We start from the raw sequence: 16,724 nt of genomic DNA, 5'->3' as shown, positions 1-16,724 counted from the left end.
TATTATGATGCCGGACCTGACAGGATTTCAAGTTTTGGAAGAGTTGAAGTCCGATCCGGCTACTTGTCAAATACCTGCGATTGCGATCGGCTCAAAACATTTAGAAACGTGCGAATACGAGGATTTGTCTGCCGATCGAGTTGCGCAGTCCAGGACTGAATTGGTATAAGGTTGAGGATTGTAGCAAGACTTTTTTAAACTTAGTCTTGGACGCCTAAATTCCAAAGAAACCGGGTTTTTACCAGTTTTAAAGGTCGGAATGCAGTATTTTTGCCATAAAAACCCGGTTTCTGAACACCCGTGAGTCATTCCTAAAACTGATATTATTTGATAGCAGGCAATATTTATTTAATTTGCAACAGCATTTAAAATTTGTGCTGTAAAATATAGCAGCTCTCAGTTGCCCACTATATAGTAGGGACTTACCGAGAGCATTTTTTCGTGTCAGCGATCGGCTAAAATCCATGATAAATATGACTCTGACGAGAGTCTCGATCGCCCCTAGCTTCTTAAGGGGGAAACTGGAAGCACTTTCAAAGTCAACCTTTTTAAGGCGGATGCAAGGCAGGGCTGTTTCATTCTCGTTCCGCGGCAATGCCCCCGCGGTTGCCCCGAGGTCTGAAACGCCCATTGGATCGTCGGTGGCGGTAGGCAAAGAAAGGCACTACCCCTACAAAACCCTCGTTTTCCTGACAATGAAACAGCCGCGGGATGCGAGGGGAATTGAGGCTGGGGTAAAAATGAGACATACAGAGGGTTTTAGCCGAATTATTGACACGCTTTGGGGGCGACGCCGTGTCTCGATGCAATATTAGAGCTTATTTATTAGTGAAAAATGAGACCTGTTTAAAAAAATAATGCAACTGTAAGCAAGATCCAAACCGTATAGAGTAAGCCATTCCCCAATCTAAAATCTAAAATCTAAAATCTAAAATGGTATGACTTTCATCTCCCTTCAATATGCCCTGTTTCTGTTAGTTTTGTTCGCGGCTTACTGGTTGGTTCCGCTGCGGTGGTGGCGGCTGTTCATCATGCTGGCGGCTAGTCTGATTTTTTACGCTTCGCTGCAAATTTTGTACATTCCGCTGCTGTTAGTCGGCGTTTTGTTTAATTACTTATTGGCGATGGCGATTGGGGAACCTCTAGATTGGCGGATTGCTAATGAATCTTGGAACCGTCGCCGTTTGTGGCTGCTGTGGATAGGAATTGGGCTGAATGTGTTGCTGCTTTTGGGTTTTAAGTATGTGCCTTTTTTCTTGAGTTCGATCGGCACTTTGTTAAATTGGCCTTTTGCTCTCGACAGTGCTAACTGGGTGAAAACTCACGTCATCGCACCCCTGGGATTGAGTTTCTTTTGCTTTGAGTGCATTGCTTATTTGATTGACGTGTACCGAGGCGCGCCTGCTGCTACTTCGCTGCTGCACTTTGCTGCTTACAAGTTGTTTTTTGCGAAACTAATTTCCGGCCCGATTACTCGGTATCACAACTTGATCTATCAACTGAAATCCCAGAATTTTCCGACGCCCGATCGCCTTTCTGAGGCACTTTGGACGATCGCCTTCGGTGCAGTAAAAAAAGGTCTTTTCGCAGATAACTTGGGAATTTATGTCGATTTAAGCTTTACCAACTTGCAGCGGGCGGGTAGCGAGGATTTGTGGCTGGCAATTTTTGCTTACGGGCTGCAACTTTATCTCGATTTTAGCGGCTATGTTGACATGGCGCGCGGTACTGCTTTGCTGCTGGGTTGGTATTTGCCACCAAATTTTGATTTCCCTTATTTTAGTGCCAGCATAGCTGATTTTTGGCGGCGCTGGCACATGACTTTAGGGGATTGGCTGCGCAATTATTTGTATTTTCCTTTGGGGGGTTCGCGAGTCGGTTTGTGGCGCACTTGTCTGAATTTGTCGATCGTCATGTTAATTGCGGGAATTTGGCACGGGGCAGCTTGGGGATTTATTGTGTGGGGGGGTTTGCACGGTTTAGCTTTGGCGGTTCACAGGCTGACTGATGTGATGTTTAAGCGGTTGCGGATGGAGTTTTTGTGGGAAAATCCGATCGGCATTGCGATCGGTTGGCTGTTGACTCAGGCGATGGTTTTTGGTAGTTGGATATTTTTCCGCCTTCCCGATTTAAAGGATTCTGGATGGGCGATTTCGCATTTGTGGGGACACGCTGCTGACGTGCAGTTTGCAGATAAAGTTTATGGCGAAGCTTTGGGTTTGGAAAGAGTGCATTTAACTTGGATGTTGGTGACTTTGGCGGTGGCGATGCTGGGGAATTATGCGTTGAACCGGGGTTTGAAATTAGAGTTAAATTGGCCGGTGAAATTAGTCTTGGTGCCGCTTTGTTTGTATGCGGTTTGGGTGTTGGCTCCCGAGGGAGGTTTGCCTTATATTTATTTTGATTTTTAGGGTATGATATCAATTCCGCTCTTCATCGGAATGATATAAACGGAGGACACGGCAGTGCCGTGTCCCTACCACGATCAATTGTAGGGACACGGCACTGCCGTGTCCTCTATATCATTCCGGTGCAGCCGGAATTGATATGATTTTATTTCCTATAATCATCAATCTTATACCAATTATTAAAAGTAGGGACACGGCATTGCCGTGTCCCTACAGATGCTAATTTTCAGAATTGGTATAAGAACACCAGTCACTCCAGCTACCGACATAAAGTTTAGCATCGGGAATTCCAGCGATTTCTAAAGACAGTAAATTGACGCAAGCAGTCACCCCGGAACCGCAATAAACGATAATTTCGTCCGCTTTTTCTAATTCCCTCCACCGCTGTTTTTGTTCGGAAGTCGATCGCACTTTTCCAGTTTCATCCGTCACCCCTTGCCAAGGATAGTTAACCGCGCCCGGAATGTGGCCTGCAATCGGATCGATCGGCTCCCGCAAACCTTCATATCTCTCGCTTTCCCGCGAATCAACCAAAACCTTTCCCGGCAAGTCTTTTCGCTCTTTGACAGCCTCAATATCTACCGCCAAATCCTGCTGCAAACGAGCAACAAATTTACCCTCGCGGGCTTCTGGTAAAGTATTTGTTACCGGATAGCCCCCCGCTTTCCAGGCGCTGAAACCGCCGTCTAACAAAGCTACTTTGCTGTGTCCCATATATTGCAGCAGCCACCACAAACGAGCCGCAAAAGCCAGCCGCGAATCGTCATAAGCGACGACTAAAGTTTCTGCTGAATTAATGCCGATCGCGCTCAATTTGGCCGCTAATTCTTCAATATTTGGCAGCGGATGTCTGCCGCCGTGTTTGCCAACTGAACTCGCAAGGTCGCGGTTTAAATCTAAATAAAAAGCTCCCGGAACGTGACTTTCTTGATATTGTTTTTGTCCCAATTCAGGGTCGGCGAGGGAAAACCGACAGTCAATAATTACAACTTGCGGATTGTCGGTATTGGTTGCCAACCATTCAGGAGAAACGATTAAGTCGTTGTCAGTCATAATTTTTCAAGTCTCTATTTTAACATTTATCGAGAAGGAGCTTTTTTCTCTGATTCGGCTTTGTCGGCAGGAGATTGCTGAGAAGTGGCTTTCTCCGCAGTTCCTTTTTTAGAATTGGATTGTGGCGGACTTTCTTTCTCCGAAGTTTCTTTTTTAGAATTGGATTTTTTAGGAGTTGTTTTCTCCGAAGGTGCTTTTGGCGAATTGGATGTTTTAGGAGTTGCTTTCTCCGAAGGTGCTTTTTCGGCTGGTGCGGGAGTTGGAGTGGGTGGAGGGGGATTTACTGCTGCTTCTTGAGCGTAAAGTAGATATTTCTGATACTCGATCACTTTTGCTTGAGCTAGTTGATGGTTGGGGCTAGAGATCGGTACTCTTCTCATTAATGAAACCGCTTCTTGCCAGTGATCGGTAATTTTCGTCCAATCTTCCTTGGTTTTTGCCGATCGCCCCAATTCTGCTGCTTTGAGTGCGCTGTTAACAGCCTCTCGAAAAGTATCCGGTGCAGTTGCTAAATTTGCTGTTTCATCGGGATTATTCCCCGCAGTTGCTCCCGGCTGGTTCCAAATCTTACCGACAAACGCCACCACGGCCATCGCCAACATACCCGTCACCAGCCCGACTACAATGAAAGTCGATCGCAGCCGGTTCTCAAATGCAGCAAGTTCCGGCGGTTTCTCCTCCTCAATATTATTCTGGGTTTCTGTGCGATCGTCCGTATTCGCAACAGCATTATTTGCCACATATTCTTCCCCAAAGTTCTGCCGTTCAAAAGTGCTGCTCTCCAGACTAAACTCTTGACTCCAAGCAGCAGCAAGCTGACCGCTTTCTCGGCCTTCAACCTTCACTTTGCGAATCGAATCCGGCTGCAAATTCGTCAGCTCGCTGCGGACCAAATCAACTAATCTATCTTCTATCGGTACCTGCTCGGCTTCAAGAATTACATCCAAACAGTCGCCGTCGAGATTCGCGGAGGCTGTGATGCCTTCAGATTGCAACTGGCTGTTGAGCGAAGATGCGATCGCAGTGGCGAGATTTCCCTGCTTGGCAAGTTCCTCAAAATTAAGCTCTGTCATAGCTGGACACCTGATAACGCAGAAGATAGAAGGTAGAAGGCAGAAAAAATGAAAAAGTCACAAATAGTTTTTTGGAGTTGAAAACACAATAACTGAAATTCAACAAATAGTATAATGTATCGCGGCAAATCCAAGCCTAAAGATGTAAATTATCACTCTCGCTACCCCTGGCATCCCTTGGGAAAAGACTTCAGTCCTTTCTAAGAACCGAACTCAGGTTTACAGTACAGCCAAAAATCCTCTCGCCAAGTCGCCAAATACCGCTGCTTCAACCTGGTAATTGATACCGGGGACGCAACTTCAGATACCGCAACGGCCTTAAGTCGAACCGCAAGCACCGTCCCTAAAACCGACATCCGGCTGAAAAAAGCTTCGATCGCGCGGATGCGAGATGGGAAATTTGAGATGAAAAATTTGTGCGGTCGCAGTGCCACCGACGGACAGCGAGTGATATCATCAGTTAGTCAATATTCAAGTTTTTATAGCCAAAAACTCGATCGCACAATGGTAGCAATAGCAATTTTAGCGGCTGGACGCGGCACGCGCATGAAATCTGACTTGCCCAAAGTCCTACACGAATTGGGCGGTCTATCGCTAGTTGAACGAGTCCTCCAAAGTTGTCAAGAAATTCAAATTTCCCGGCAAATTGTCATTGTCGGTTATCGAGCCGAACTCGTTAAAGAATCCCTGATTCGAGGTCAAGAAAGATCGGCGGAGAACAATCCTCAATCTCCTTCCCTAGAATTTGTCGAACAAACCGAACAATTGGGAACCGGTCACGCCATCCAACAATTGCTGCCTCACTTAAAGGGATGGAAAGGAGATTTGCTGGTCTTAAATGGAGATGTACCTTTGCTGAGGGCAGAAACTATCAAACAGTTGATGGCTGTTCACAAACAGCACCAAAACTCTGCTACTTTATTGACAGCTAATTTGCCGAATCCTCAAGGATACGGGCGAGTGTTTACCGACAGTCAAAACTTAGTCCAGCAAATTGTCGAAGACCGCGACTGCACACCAGATCAAAAGCAAAATCACCGAATTAATGCAGGTGTTTACTGCTTTCATTGGCCGGATTTAGAGAAAATTTTGCCAGAATTGAAGGCAGACAATGACCAAAAAGAATATTACCTAACTGATACGGTAAATTTCCTCAGTCCTGTGATGGCGGTGGATGTGGAAGATTATCAAGAAATATTGGGAATTAACGATCGCAAACATTTAGCCACAGCTTGCGATATTTTGCAAACGCGGGTAAAGGACAAGTGGATGACGGCGGGAGTGACGCTGCTCGATCCCAACAGCATTACGATCGACGATACCGTAGAGTTGCAGCCGGATGTGGTAATTGAACCGCAAACTCACTTGCGGGGAAACACTTCGATCGCCTCTGGGAGTCGCATCGGCCCCGGCAGTTTGATCGAAAACAGTCAGATTGGGGAAAATGTGACTGTGCTTTATTCCGTGGTTTCTGACAGTATTGTGGCCGAAAATTCGCGCATTGGCCCTTACGCACACTTGCGGGGACACGCAGAAATTGGGGCAAACTGCCGCGTCGGCAATTTTGTAGAATTGAAAAATACTCAAATCGGCGATCGGACGAATGTCGCTCACTTGTCTTATTTAGGCGACGCGACTTTGGGAGAAAAAGTCAACATAGGTGCTGGGACTATTACGGCGAATTACGACGGAAAAAACAAGCACAAAACTCAAATAGGCGATCGGACTAAAACTGGTTCCAACAGCGTGCTGGTAGCACCGATAACTTTGGGAGAAGATGTTACTATAGCTGCGGGTTCTGTGGTGACGGAAGATGTGCCCAATGACTGTTTAGTAATTGCCCGTTCCCGGCAAGTTGTCAAACCAGATTGGAAGTTGAAAGATCGGGAAAAATAACACCGTAGGTAAGTTTGTAGTTGCGCTTCAGAGCTTTCTCAGCGCTGAAGCGCAACTACAAATTATTCAGGTAGTTGTTAATTGCCTGGGCAATTTGTTGTTGCTTGTACTGGTTCATAGTGATGGGTAGGGATATGCGATCGCCTTTTTTCATTAACAAGTTAAGCTGGTAAGAAACCTCACGCTCCCTTTAGATGGCTGGGAATTTTCCAGGCGCTCGCCCCCTTAGAAACTATCTTTTTTCAGTACGATCGCTCGTTCAGATAGCTGCGAGTCAAGTTATCTATTTTTTGTCGAGATTTTTGTTTGCTAAAGCTATAATTTTTTGACCGAGTGATATTAACACACCAACTAACAGAATTAACAACCGCCCTAACAGATACAAGCCGACTAAAAATATTATATATAACCGATCGCCTTGATTTATTTTCAACGATTTACGATCGAGGCTTTTAACAAAAGAATTGATATCATTAGCAGTCCTATCTACATTTCCCCTGTCATTCGAGTCACTTATAAAAGGTATTTCTCCCGCTTTAGTTAACAGTACAATCCTGTTGGTATCATAACTCTCACCAAATTCTGTTTCAACTTTAGCTCCCTGTAAACTTTCCAGCGGAATTTCTTGAGTATTTGACCAAAATAAATTTGACTCTGTAAGTTGACAATTACCTTTTTTTAACTCTACTCGCTGACAAATTAAAGTTTTATTAGGGAGTACAAGAAGCACTAATCCAACAAATGCAAGAAAAGTCAATAAGCGGCATGACCCACTCATTCTTATACCTCCGATATTCAATTGTTGTTTGCTTGAGGATAATTTTTATGCGTTTATTCTTTGAATTTTACCAACAATCTACGTATTAGTAGACACCGCGGTCGCGCTTACAGCAAATCTATTATTTCAGTGCGAGCGCCCGTTTAGATAGCTGCGAATCTTCCGGGCGATCGCTTCTTTAGAAACTATCTTTTTTCAGGTCGATCGCCCGTTCAGATAGTTGTTAATCGCTTTGGCAATTTTTTCTTGCTGGTAGAGGTTCATAGTGTTGGGCAGGGAGATGCGAGATCCTCCACAAACTAACAGTCTGACTTGGTACCAAGTGTCATTTTGCCGATCTTGTGTTCGATCGACTTCTACGCCATAAATCTCGCACAGAGAGTGTGTAATGACTTTACGCACTAACAAACCCTGCTGTTTAATAGTCAAGGTGTTTAAAGTTCCATCGAAGCTGTAGGTTTCACGATTTCTCAACACGATCGCTCCGACTGCTGCGAGCAAAAATATGCCTCCTATCCATCCCAACCAGCGATCGTCTTGGCTTAAGCGCAGCCATCGATTTTTTGCATTTTTAACAAAAAAATTGATGTCAGAAGCAACAGCGTCTTTGTTCCCCCAGGTAGTCGAGTTAGCAGTAAAAGGAACATCGCCAACAGAAGTCAAAAGTACAACTCTGCTTTTATAGCCAGATTTTTCGACTTTAGCTCCCCGCAATGAAGCAAGCTGAATTTCTTGGATGTTCGACCCCAGTAAATTCGATCGCACCAACTGGCAATTTCCTTGTTTTGCCTGCAATCGCTGGCAGCTCAGAGTTGTTTTATGATAATCAAAAGTCAGCCAGAACAGTCCAAATGCCATTAATAAACAACTAGGGAGCCAAAAATCAAATATGCTTTTAGTTTGAATTATTAATTCAGTTGCTGTTTCCTTGATTATTTTCATTGAGTTCCTCCTTTAATTCCAAAAATGAGGCTACAGATCGACTTATTGACCCCGAGCTGCCGAATTGTTAACTTATAATATATTATTTGAAGTCGTCCTATGCCATGACCCTTTTTATTTGGCGAATAGCTTAGCACTAAAATGTCTGGCGGCCAACCAATGTCGCGAGTTTACCTCCGGCTAGGTTTAAGATAGCTTTTTATGATTTCAAGTAGATGAATCTTAAAAATATATTAATTATTTTATTGCTATTTAAACGTTAGTTTTTGCGCTCCGAAGCAAAGTAATCGTAAAGGTGAGTGCAGGTTCACATTTTGTTACATTGCCAGGTTTATTTGCGCCTACCTAATTATCGTTAGTTATTATAGTCCTGGACGCATAAATACCAAAGAAACCGGGTTTTTACCAGTTTTCAAGGTCGGGGTGCAGTATTTTCGCAATAAAACTCGGTTTCTGACCACCCGTGCGTCCAGGACTATATTAATTTGGGCGATTCCCTAGCGGATAGTTACGCTTCACGGACTCCCAGGGAAAATATATTGCTAAGCGTGGGTTCATCGCTAATTGAGATATAGCGGCGAATCAAGTCAGCCATTTTGTATTGTTCTGTTAGTGAAGGGCTTCTTAAAGATAGGATTTCGCCCCCGAACATCCACAAATCAACATAATAGCTACGATTTCCGTCACTATCTTCTATTTCGTCTAATTCCACCGCAGCAATCTCGCGAGTTGAGCATTCGGTAACATCATTAAGCCACATACCCCGTCGTTTAACGGTCATTTTGCTAAAAGTTCGATCGAAAATGTATGTTTCATCGATCGCGCCCTCCGACAACGACAGCGAGAACAACATAAATATATCTCCACATATCCAATTTGACGCCAGATTAATCAGCAGTAATCCAATCACAATCAAGTAAAAAATAATAGCAATTCCTCCAAACTGTAGGATTTTAAAGTGTTAGTTTAGTTGGGTTGGGTTGATAATTTTTATTAATTTATCTGGTAATTTTACAAACAACGTAAATTACTAATCTATGTGGTGGGTGCAATTTTTCATGCACGGATTATTAGACACTGCCTTGGACGATCGCACTTTTGGTGTTGTAAACAGCCTTGACAGCATAAGCATCGCCCGGACGTATCTGTAAAGCTCTGTTAAAATTGATTAAAGCCGTTTGATAGTCTCCCTGCCCGTAGTAGGTATAGCCGAGTTTCATCGATTGTTTGAAGTCATAATAAGTCATAATTTTGAGCCGCAACAGGAGCATAATTAGGCTCAGTAACACGTGCTGCGGAATTAAGAGATGGCTTGGCAGCAGGAAATGACTCGAAAGCAGGAGATAACTCTTGATAGGGTGATAGAGAAGTGTGGAAATTAGAAGGAAAAGAAGATGGCGATTGCTCGTTATACCCCTGCTATACATTAGGCACAGAATCAGCGCTTGTTAGAAAACCTAGGACAGGTAAGTAAGTCGGCGCGAAAAAACGCAACTATGTAAAGGATAGTAAAGTATCCAAATGCTCTCTACTGGCTGAGTTAAAGCTGTTTACATACTGTTACATTATTCTGTTTTATCCCGCCTACCTACTTAATACTGCAAGAATAATGCCTAACAAGAAATACATTAGCAATCCAGCAAGCTGAATTAAAAATGGTTTTCTAATGTTTTTTTTGCTCCAGTTTTTAATATGAAATACCCAGGAAGCAAATGGAACAAAAAAGTAAACTAATCCCCAAATAGGTCCCTGTTCAAGAGCTTGAGATAATCCCCAAATATAACCAACTAAAATTAAAATCAAACCCAGTCCGCCCAAAAATAAGACGATTGAATAGATAGACATTTTCTGTTTATCCCGTTGGTGTAAAGTTATTTTACAAACTGTAAAGGTAAGGATCGAGGCGAATTTTTAACCCGAAACTCTTTCTGCTGTTTGCTGTGTTAAAAATAGATTAGCGGTGAAAACAGTTCGATCGCGCACAGCGAATGTTAGGATTTTGGTTAGGAATTTGACTAGGAACTCGATCGCGACTGCCGCAAATGACACCCTCTACCCTCGATCCACCAGAAGAACCATTTGCACGCGCAAGCAACGGCTGGGACATCCAAAAGCTTTACACCGACTTGGCAAATGCCAAACAACAATTCGCCCCCCACACCAGAAGAGGGCTGACACCCGTAGAAAAGCGGCACCTCTGCGGCTTGCTGTGCGGCTACAGCCCAGCCGAAATTGCGGTTTTTCTCAACAAACAAATCAAAGGTGTAGAAGTTGACTTGTCAAAAACTTTGTACCGATACATAGAATTATTGACAAATTGACCCCGAAACGATCTCAAAAATTGGAGAGATACGATCGACTGGCTGGAAATAGCTGGGTATAGAAAGCAGCCAAAAACCTCAGCCGGCGCAATCTTAAAAGCAACTCTCCACCATTCAGACAGCATTCTATGCGCCGCTATCAGTCCCGACGGACAATTACTGGCAACCGGTTCTCACCACAGTACAGTGAAAGTTTGGAGTTGGCACAGCGGCGAACTGCTGCGGACTATTTTCGGACATTCAACAGCGGTATTGCTAGTTGCTTTCAGCCCCGCCAGCAAAACGCTGCTGACACGATCGCGCGCGGGCACAGTCAAACTCTGGAACCTGCAAAACGGCGAACTGCTAAAGCGTTTGGCAGACGTACACCGCCACGAATCCGTCGCCGTAAGCCCCGACTGGCAAATTTTGGCGATCGGCACCACCCGAGGCACAATCAAGCTTCAGCACCTCAACAGCGGTCAACTGCTGCAAGTTTTGGAAGGCTATCAAGGGGATGACATAAGTGCGATCGCTCTGAGCCCCAATGGCAAAATGCTAGTAGCCAGCGGCCTCAATGCAGCCAGCGGTTTCTGTCGCGCCACAGTCACTTTGTGGGAATTGCCGGGAGGCCAAGTGAGACGCACATTTGGCAGCGAAAATTATGTAGCGCTTTCTTCCGATAGCCAAATTCTTGTCAGTCATGGCGACCAAACTATCAAACTCTGGAATTTGCAAACAGGCGAATTATTGCATTCGATGCAAACAGGAATTCGCATCACTTCCGCCGCTGCAATTAGCCCCGACGGGAAATACTTTGCAGTGGGCTGTTTTGACGGTACTGTTAGACTTTGGAATCTTCGCGGCGAATTGCTGCACACTTTAGATGGACATTCTAGCCCTGTTTCTGCGGTGGCGATCGGGCTTTTGGGCGAAACTCTCGTCAGCGGCGGGGAGAACGGTACAGTTAAACTTTGGCAACTGCGGATTTAAGATGGTTGAGGTGATTGGTGATGATTAAATTATTAGAGTATAATTGATTTAAGGTTTTTTAGAGGGGCCCAGACAATGAACGTTACCCTAACACCAGAACAGGAAAATTACGTGCGATCGCAATTACAAGGTGGCAACTATGACAGCGTTCAGGAACTAATTAGCGCAGCATTGCAACTGCTAGAAGAAAGAAATCGTGCACTGAAACAGCAGCGTCTGGCCGAACTCAGACAAAAAATTGCTAGCGGCACTGAGCAAATTGCTCAAGGAAAACTGACTGATGGTGAAGTAGTTTTTGCCAGATTGCAGGAAAAAATTCGCTCAATTTCTGAGTCTGGATTATGAGCAGCTATTCTTTCTCAGATGATGCAGTTCAAGATTTAGATGACATTTGCGAGTATATTGCTGGCAATAATTACAGTTCTGCCAGTAAGCTTTTTGATAAGATTCGAGAACGATGTAAAGTCACGGCTGATTTTCCTAATATGGGTAAAAATTATAGCCAGCTATCTCCCAGCTTGCGAGGATTTATTGTCGATGATTACATCGTTTTTTATTACCCCAGAGAAGATGGAATTGATGTAGTTCGCGTAGTGAATGGATACCGCGACTTGGAATCTCTTTTTTCAGATTCGGATGAAGGATAGGACGATCGCATTTTCAGAACTCATTGCATAAAATGTCGCCATCTTGCTAGAAGTGAGAAAGAAATGAGTAAAAATAACCCAGAACGAACTCCTCGACTTCTCCAAGAAGTCGAGGATCGGAATCACCGATTAAGAAGCCTTTTTAAGCAATAAAAATCAGCGTTCCCTTGCTCATTTCCAATGTATCGCCCATTTCCATACCGTTGTGAAAAGCACCCAAAATCACCTCGCTAGTTTTGCCGAAAGCGATCGCACCGCTAGCATCAATTCCAATTGCGCCAAAATCCCGTTGGCGATCGTCAGCTTCAGCAAAAGAACGCTCAAAAGCAGCTTTCAAACTCAAACCATCTGTCACCCGAATCACAATTCGCGCCGCCAAACACTCGTCCATAATGTGCTCGCCAATCCCCGTACAGCTTACCGCCGCACTTCGGGCCGCGTAATTTCCCGCCGGCATCGCCGAGTCGCTAACCCGCCCGATGCGCTCAAAACCCTTGCCACCAGTCGAAGTCCCTGCAGCCAAGCGTCCCTGGACATCCAAAGCTACGACTCCGATCGTACCCATACCCGCCGGTTCCGCCACCACGTCAGCCATTGCTTTGCTAAAATTGCCCTGGCGTTCCTCCATCCACTCGTGCAAGCGCAAATCCGTCATCGGATCGTAAATCGGCAATTGAAGTTCTCGCAGCAATTCCGCCGAACCAAAATCAGAAAGTACCCGATCGTCCGAATTCTGCAAAAATTGAGCAAGTTCGATCGGGTTTTGAACGCGAGAAACATTAATCGCCCCGCTGAAACGCTGCATCAAACCGTCCATCAGCGAAGCACTCATCCGAATTTGACCGTCCGACTGCACCACAGAACCCGTACCGGCATTGAATCGCGGGTCATCTTCCAGCAATTGGCAGCCCCGCACCACTGCATCTACGGCACTTGCACCGTTTTTCAGCAGCGGATAAACTTCCTCCAAAACATCGTAAAGCGATTTCCGCACCGCCTCAATTCCGCCTTTACTGTGTAGAGAACTGCCGGCACCGCCGTGAATAACTAGCTTTGGTTTTATTTGTTGCGATGCCATATTTTTTAACCTAAAATTTTTCCTTTGCAATCTTACCTCGATCGAGCAACTTGCCCTAAATTCTTAATCTCGATCGCCCGAACGGCGGCGGCGACAGCGTTCGGAGCAGTATTTAACCTCATCCCAGCAGTCCGCCCATTTTTTGCGCCAAGTAAAAGGTCGATCGCACACCGGGCAAATTTTTGTCGGTAAATCGGATTTCGATCGCTGCTTTGCCATGCTAATTTTGACAGTAAATTACTGACTTAGATATTGTATTATTCTGATTGTGAACAGGCAAGATGCTTGTTCCACAAGAGTTGAATTTGATTGTGGAATCGGCATCTTGCGATTGTGAACCGGCAAGATGCCTGTTCCACAAGAGTTAAATTTGATTGTGAACAGGCATCTTGCGATTGTGAACCGGCAAGATGCCTGTTCCACAAGAGTTAAATTTGATTGTGGAACAGGCATCTTGCCTGTTGCTGAGGAAACAACCCGCATCTTGCCTGTTGCTGAGGCCTGTTCCACAAGAGTTAAATTTGATTGTGGAACAGGCATCTTGTCTGTTGCTGAGGAAACAACCCAATTTCTGCCAAACACCTCCCCAAATAAAAATGCTCGAAACGGCCGACGCCAACATCCGAATAGTCTTAGTCGAACCCGCAGGCCCATTGAATGTCGGTTCTGTGGCCCGCGTCATGAAAAATATGGGTTTGCACCAATTAATTTTGGTAAATCCCCAATGCGATTATTTAGGGGAAGAGGCCCGACTGATGGCTGTTCGCGCCGCCGACATACTGGAAACTGCGAAAGTAGTCGAGAGTTTGCCGTCGGCTTTGGTTGGGTGTGTCAGATCGATCGCGACTACAGGGGATGATTGTCGATCGTTGCCCGCACAACTAGAAGAACCCGCAAACGCCTTGCCTTGGCTCCTAGAAGCCCCCAGCGCTCTTATTTTCGGCCGAGAAGACTGCGGCTTGACCAATTCCGAATTAAACCGCGCTCAGCGCCTGATCCGCATTCCCTCCAGCGATGCCTACACTTCCCTAAATCTCGCCCAAGCAGTCGCTATCTGCTGTTACGAACTATACAAGTCAGTTGTCAGTTGTCAGTTGTCAGTTGTCAGCAGCCAAGAGGAATCGGCTCCCTTGGAAAATTTAGAGGGCTATTACCAGCAATTAGAAACGCTGCTACTCAAAATTGGATATTTGCAGCAGCACACAGCAGCAAGTCGGATGGAAAAATTTCGGCGTTTGTACAACAGGGCATATCCGACAGTGGATGAAGTCGCTATGCTTCGGGGGGTGCTGCGCCAAACAGAATGGGCAATAAAAAGTTACCCGCGAGAGACAGTTTCTGATACTCTAGATGGGGCGTTGCCAGAAAATCCAACGAATAGCTAGGGGAAATGCTGATAATTTGCGATGTGAGATTGAGGATTTTTGGCGATCGAACTTGACTTACCTACTTGTCAGCTTTATAACCGGGTTTTTTGACTAAAAACCTCAGCTTTGGGCTAATTTCCGGGCAAGAAACCGGGTTTCTGATACCGTACAGCATTTGGGTAAATCTAAAATCTAAAATCTAAACTCTAAAATTGATTGGCTGACAAGCTGAAAAATCTTAAACTTGAACTTTACAGTAGTGATGAAGGAGTAAGACGTGGCAGAGCGGTTTCCCAAAGGATCGATATTATCGGTGATATCCTCGATATCCTCTCCCAACTCCGGCTCAAAGCCGCCTAAGTCCGGCAAAGCAAGTCAGTCTGGAAATTCGGGCCGCCGCCGCCCTCCCCAACCGCAAAACGGCAACCCGGAAATTCGATCGCCAGAACCTTCGACTTTGCCACCGCAACCAAGCCGCGGCAGCACAATTAGACCCAATTCTCCCTCACCTTCGGAAGAATTTACTACACAAGACTTTTTATCCGATCCCAGATCGGCAATTAACCCCAGAAAACCCAGAACCACCAGCAAAACTCCCCAGTCGAAGAGTCGCCAACCGCGCAAAAAGGGTCTCGCTGCTGTCGATATGTTCGATTTTCCGGACCCGAATCTCGAAAATGTTAGTTCGATCGCCAGCAATCCCAACACCGAGATCCGAACTGCCGCTCCCCCCCCAACCCGTGGAAGTCGCCCCATTTCCCCTCCAGCGCGCATTCCCGACACGGAAACGCCCCCAAATGCCAAAAAAGCCCCCGTGCCTAAACCGCGCCCGCAAGCGAGCCAGAGACCGGGCAAACGACCAGCATCTGCGAACGTGCCGCCGTTGGTTTACGCTACTCGCTTGCTGATTTTGGGAGTTGGGATAGCGGTGATTTGCGGTACGCTGCTGTCGGTGGTAAATGCCGTGAGTCGATCGACTGTAGCGGCAGAAGAACAAACCACCCCAGGGCAGCCAAACCCAGCCGATAGCGCATCTGCGGCACCCGCAGCCCCAGAAGCGCTGCAACTGAATCAAGAATTAGGAGCTTTGAAAACGCAAGTTCAGGTTTTAGCCACAGAAAATCCTACTTTGACAGCCGGAATATTTCTAGTTGATTTAGATACAGGAAGCTACCTAAATTTTAACGGCGATGCTGCTTTTGCTTCAGCTAGCACGATTAAACTACCAATTTTAGTAGCTTTTTTCCAAGCAGTAGATGAAGGCAAAGTGCAGTTAGATCAGATGCTGACGCTGCGGTCAGAAGACATTGTGGGCGGTTCTGGGGAGATGCAAGACGACGCTCCGGGTAAGAAATATTCGGCTTTGGAAGTTGCGAAAAAGATGATTGTTGTCAGCGACAATACGGCGACAAATATGATGATTGAGTTGTTGGGAGGTGCTGAGGTTTTGAATCAGCATTTTGCCAACTGGGGTTTGAGTACCACGGTTCTGCGCAATAATTTGCCGGATTTGGAGGGAACGAATACTACCAGTCCGAAGGATTTGATTAATATCATAGCCCAGGTCGATCGCGGTAATTTGGTTTCGGTCAAGTCGCGCGATCGTATTTTGCAAATCATGCGCCAAACTCAAAACGATTCTTTGCTGCCGAAAGGTTTGGGCGAAGGTTCAGTTATTGCTCACAAAACGGGCAATATTAATACAATGCTAGCGGATGCGGGGATGGTAGATTTGCCGAACGGCAAGCGTTATTTGGTGGCGGTGATGGTGAAGCATCCGCCGGAAACCGAGAAGCCGGCTCAAGCATTGATTCGGGATATTTCTCGGATGAGTTACCGCTATTTGAACGACGGGGAAACGCCAGCCGATTCAAACGTGAAAATTCAAAAATAAATCGATGATTGATATCATGTTCGATTGATATCAATTCCGGTTGCACTCCTCCGGAATAGTTGACTGTTGACTGTTGACTGTTAAAAATCTAAAATCTAAAATCTAAAATCTAAAATCGGTTGACTGTTGACTGTTGACTGTTGACTGTTGACTGTTGACTGTTAAAAATCTAAAATCTAAAATCTAAAATCTAAAATCGGTTGACTGTTGAATCGGGGTCGAAAAACTGAATGGTTTAGTGTTAACTGTTGACTCGATTTTATGATTCCGATGCAACCAGAAACGATATGATTAG

The 16,724-nt window shown here is 45.4% G+C and carries 18 protein-coding genes; 9 read left to right on the top strand and 9 right to left on the bottom strand.

The features are described 5' to 3' along the window. Window positions 1-4: 4 nt before the first annotated feature. Together QUB30_RS22230 and QUB30_RS22225 are read left to right on the top strand one after the other, a co-directional pair. The gene (locus QUB30_RS22230) at window positions 5-169 is read left to right on the top strand and encodes a hypothetical protein (RefSeq protein WP_333239921.1); all 165 of its coding nucleotides are present in this window, start codon (window positions 5-7) and stop codon (window positions 167-169) included. Window positions 170-938: 769 nt separating this feature from the next. Continuing rightward, on the top strand, window positions 939-2,411 hold the full coding sequence (locus QUB30_RS22225; RefSeq protein WP_333337548.1) for an MBOAT family protein: 1,473 nt from the start codon (window positions 939-941) through the stop codon (window positions 2,409-2,411). Window positions 2,412-2,627: 216 nt separating this feature from the next. On the opposite strand, the gene QUB30_RS22220 is transcribed toward QUB30_RS22225, so the two are convergent. Together QUB30_RS22220 and QUB30_RS22215 are read right to left on the bottom strand one after the other, a co-directional pair. Continuing rightward, complete coding sequence (locus tag QUB30_RS22220; protein WP_333337547.1) at window positions 2,628-3,461, bottom strand: sulfurtransferase; 834 nt, start codon at window positions 3,459-3,461, stop codon at window positions 2,628-2,630. Between the two features lie 26 nt (window positions 3,462-3,487). After that, the gene (locus QUB30_RS22215) at window positions 3,488-4,534 is read right to left on the bottom strand and encodes a hypothetical protein (protein ID WP_333337544.1); all 1,047 of its coding nucleotides are present in this window, start codon (window positions 4,532-4,534) and stop codon (window positions 3,488-3,490) included. 504 nt (window positions 4,535-5,038) lie between these two features. Here QUB30_RS22215 and glmU point away from each other — a divergent pair. Further along, a complete protein-coding gene (gene glmU, locus QUB30_RS22210) occupies window positions 5,039-6,430 on the top strand; it encodes a bifunctional UDP-N-acetylglucosamine diphosphorylase/glucosamine-1-phosphate N-acetyltransferase GlmU (RefSeq protein ID WP_333337670.1) in 1,392 nt (463 codons plus the stop codon). 283 nt (window positions 6,431-6,713) lie between these two features. Here glmU and QUB30_RS22205 read toward each other — a convergent pair whose 3' ends face one another. From QUB30_RS22205 to QUB30_RS22185, 5 genes are all read right to left on the bottom strand, one after another. Next, a complete protein-coding gene (locus tag QUB30_RS22205; RefSeq protein ID WP_333337541.1) occupies window positions 6,714-7,229 on the bottom strand; it encodes a hypothetical protein in 516 nt (171 codons plus the stop codon). A gap of 174 nt (window positions 7,230-7,403) precedes the next feature. Further along, a complete protein-coding gene (locus tag QUB30_RS22200) occupies window positions 7,404-8,150 on the bottom strand; it encodes a hypothetical protein (protein WP_333337538.1) in 747 nt (248 codons plus the stop codon). Window positions 8,151-8,658: 508 nt separating this feature from the next. Further along, window positions 8,659-9,003, bottom strand: a complete 345-nt coding sequence (locus QUB30_RS22195; protein ID WP_333337536.1) for a hypothetical protein — start codon at window positions 9,001-9,003, stop codon at window positions 8,659-8,661. A gap of 217 nt (window positions 9,004-9,220) precedes the next feature. Next, a complete protein-coding gene (locus tag QUB30_RS22190; RefSeq protein WP_333337532.1) occupies window positions 9,221-9,397 on the bottom strand; it encodes a tetratricopeptide repeat protein in 177 nt (58 codons plus the stop codon). 337 nt (window positions 9,398-9,734) lie between these two features. Further along, on the bottom strand, window positions 9,735-9,995 hold the full coding sequence (locus QUB30_RS22185) for a hypothetical protein (protein ID WP_333337529.1): 261 nt from the start codon (window positions 9,993-9,995) through the stop codon (window positions 9,735-9,737). Between the two features lie 197 nt (window positions 9,996-10,192). Between QUB30_RS22185 and QUB30_RS22180 the strand changes: the two genes are divergently transcribed. The 4 genes from QUB30_RS22180 to QUB30_RS22165 all read left to right on the top strand — a co-directional run bounded on the left by QUB30_RS22180 (window position 10,193) and on the right by QUB30_RS22165 (window position 12,090). Next, window positions 10,193-10,471 carry a hypothetical protein gene (locus tag QUB30_RS22180; protein ID WP_333337527.1) on the top strand — a complete coding sequence of 93 codons (279 nt, stop codon included), beginning with the start codon at window positions 10,193-10,195 and terminating at the stop codon, window positions 10,469-10,471. 33 nt (window positions 10,472-10,504) lie between these two features. Further along, window positions 10,505-11,443: a WD40 repeat domain-containing protein gene (locus QUB30_RS22175; protein WP_333337667.1), complete on the top strand. Its 939-nt coding sequence runs from the start codon at window positions 10,505-10,507 to the stop codon at window positions 11,441-11,443. Window positions 11,444-11,518: 75 nt separating this feature from the next. Beyond that, window positions 11,519-11,788, top strand: a complete 270-nt coding sequence (locus QUB30_RS22170) for a type II toxin-antitoxin system ParD family antitoxin (RefSeq protein WP_333337524.1) — start codon at window positions 11,519-11,521, stop codon at window positions 11,786-11,788. Next, a complete protein-coding gene (locus QUB30_RS22165; protein WP_333337521.1) occupies window positions 11,785-12,090 on the top strand; it encodes a type II toxin-antitoxin system RelE/ParE family toxin in 306 nt (101 codons plus the stop codon). Before QUB30_RS22170 ends, QUB30_RS22165 begins: the two co-directional genes overlap by 4 nt. Window positions 12,091-12,232: 142 nt before the next feature. Here QUB30_RS22165 and QUB30_RS22160 read toward each other — a convergent pair whose 3' ends face one another. Then, window positions 12,233-13,168, bottom strand: coding sequence for an isoaspartyl peptidase/L-asparaginase (locus QUB30_RS22160; protein ID WP_333337518.1), 936 nt, complete (start codon window positions 13,166-13,168; stop codon window positions 12,233-12,235). A gap of 63 nt (window positions 13,169-13,231) precedes the next feature. Further along, window positions 13,232-13,387, bottom strand: a complete 156-nt coding sequence (locus QUB30_RS22155) for a DUF2256 domain-containing protein (protein WP_333337515.1) — start codon at window positions 13,385-13,387, stop codon at window positions 13,232-13,234. A 377-nt stretch (window positions 13,388-13,764) separates the two neighbouring features. Here QUB30_RS22155 and QUB30_RS22150 point away from each other — a divergent pair, with 377 nt between their 5' ends. Together QUB30_RS22150 and QUB30_RS22145 are read left to right on the top strand one after the other, a co-directional pair. Beyond that, a complete protein-coding gene (locus tag QUB30_RS22150; RefSeq protein ID WP_333337664.1) occupies window positions 13,765-14,553 on the top strand; it encodes an RNA methyltransferase in 789 nt (262 codons plus the stop codon). 259 nt (window positions 14,554-14,812) lie between these two features. Then, on the top strand, window positions 14,813-16,429 hold the full coding sequence (locus QUB30_RS22145) for a serine hydrolase (protein WP_333337512.1): 1,617 nt from the start codon (window positions 14,813-14,815) through the stop codon (window positions 16,427-16,429). Window positions 16,430-16,724: the final 295 nt, after the last annotated feature.

This window comes from Microcoleus sp. BROC3 (assembly GCF_036702515.1).
Lineage (GTDB): Bacteria > Cyanobacteriota > Cyanobacteriia > Cyanobacteriales > Microcoleaceae > Microcoleus.
The sequence above is the reverse complement of the archived record's forward strand: the minus strand, read 5'-3'. Positions and strand labels throughout refer to the sequence as shown.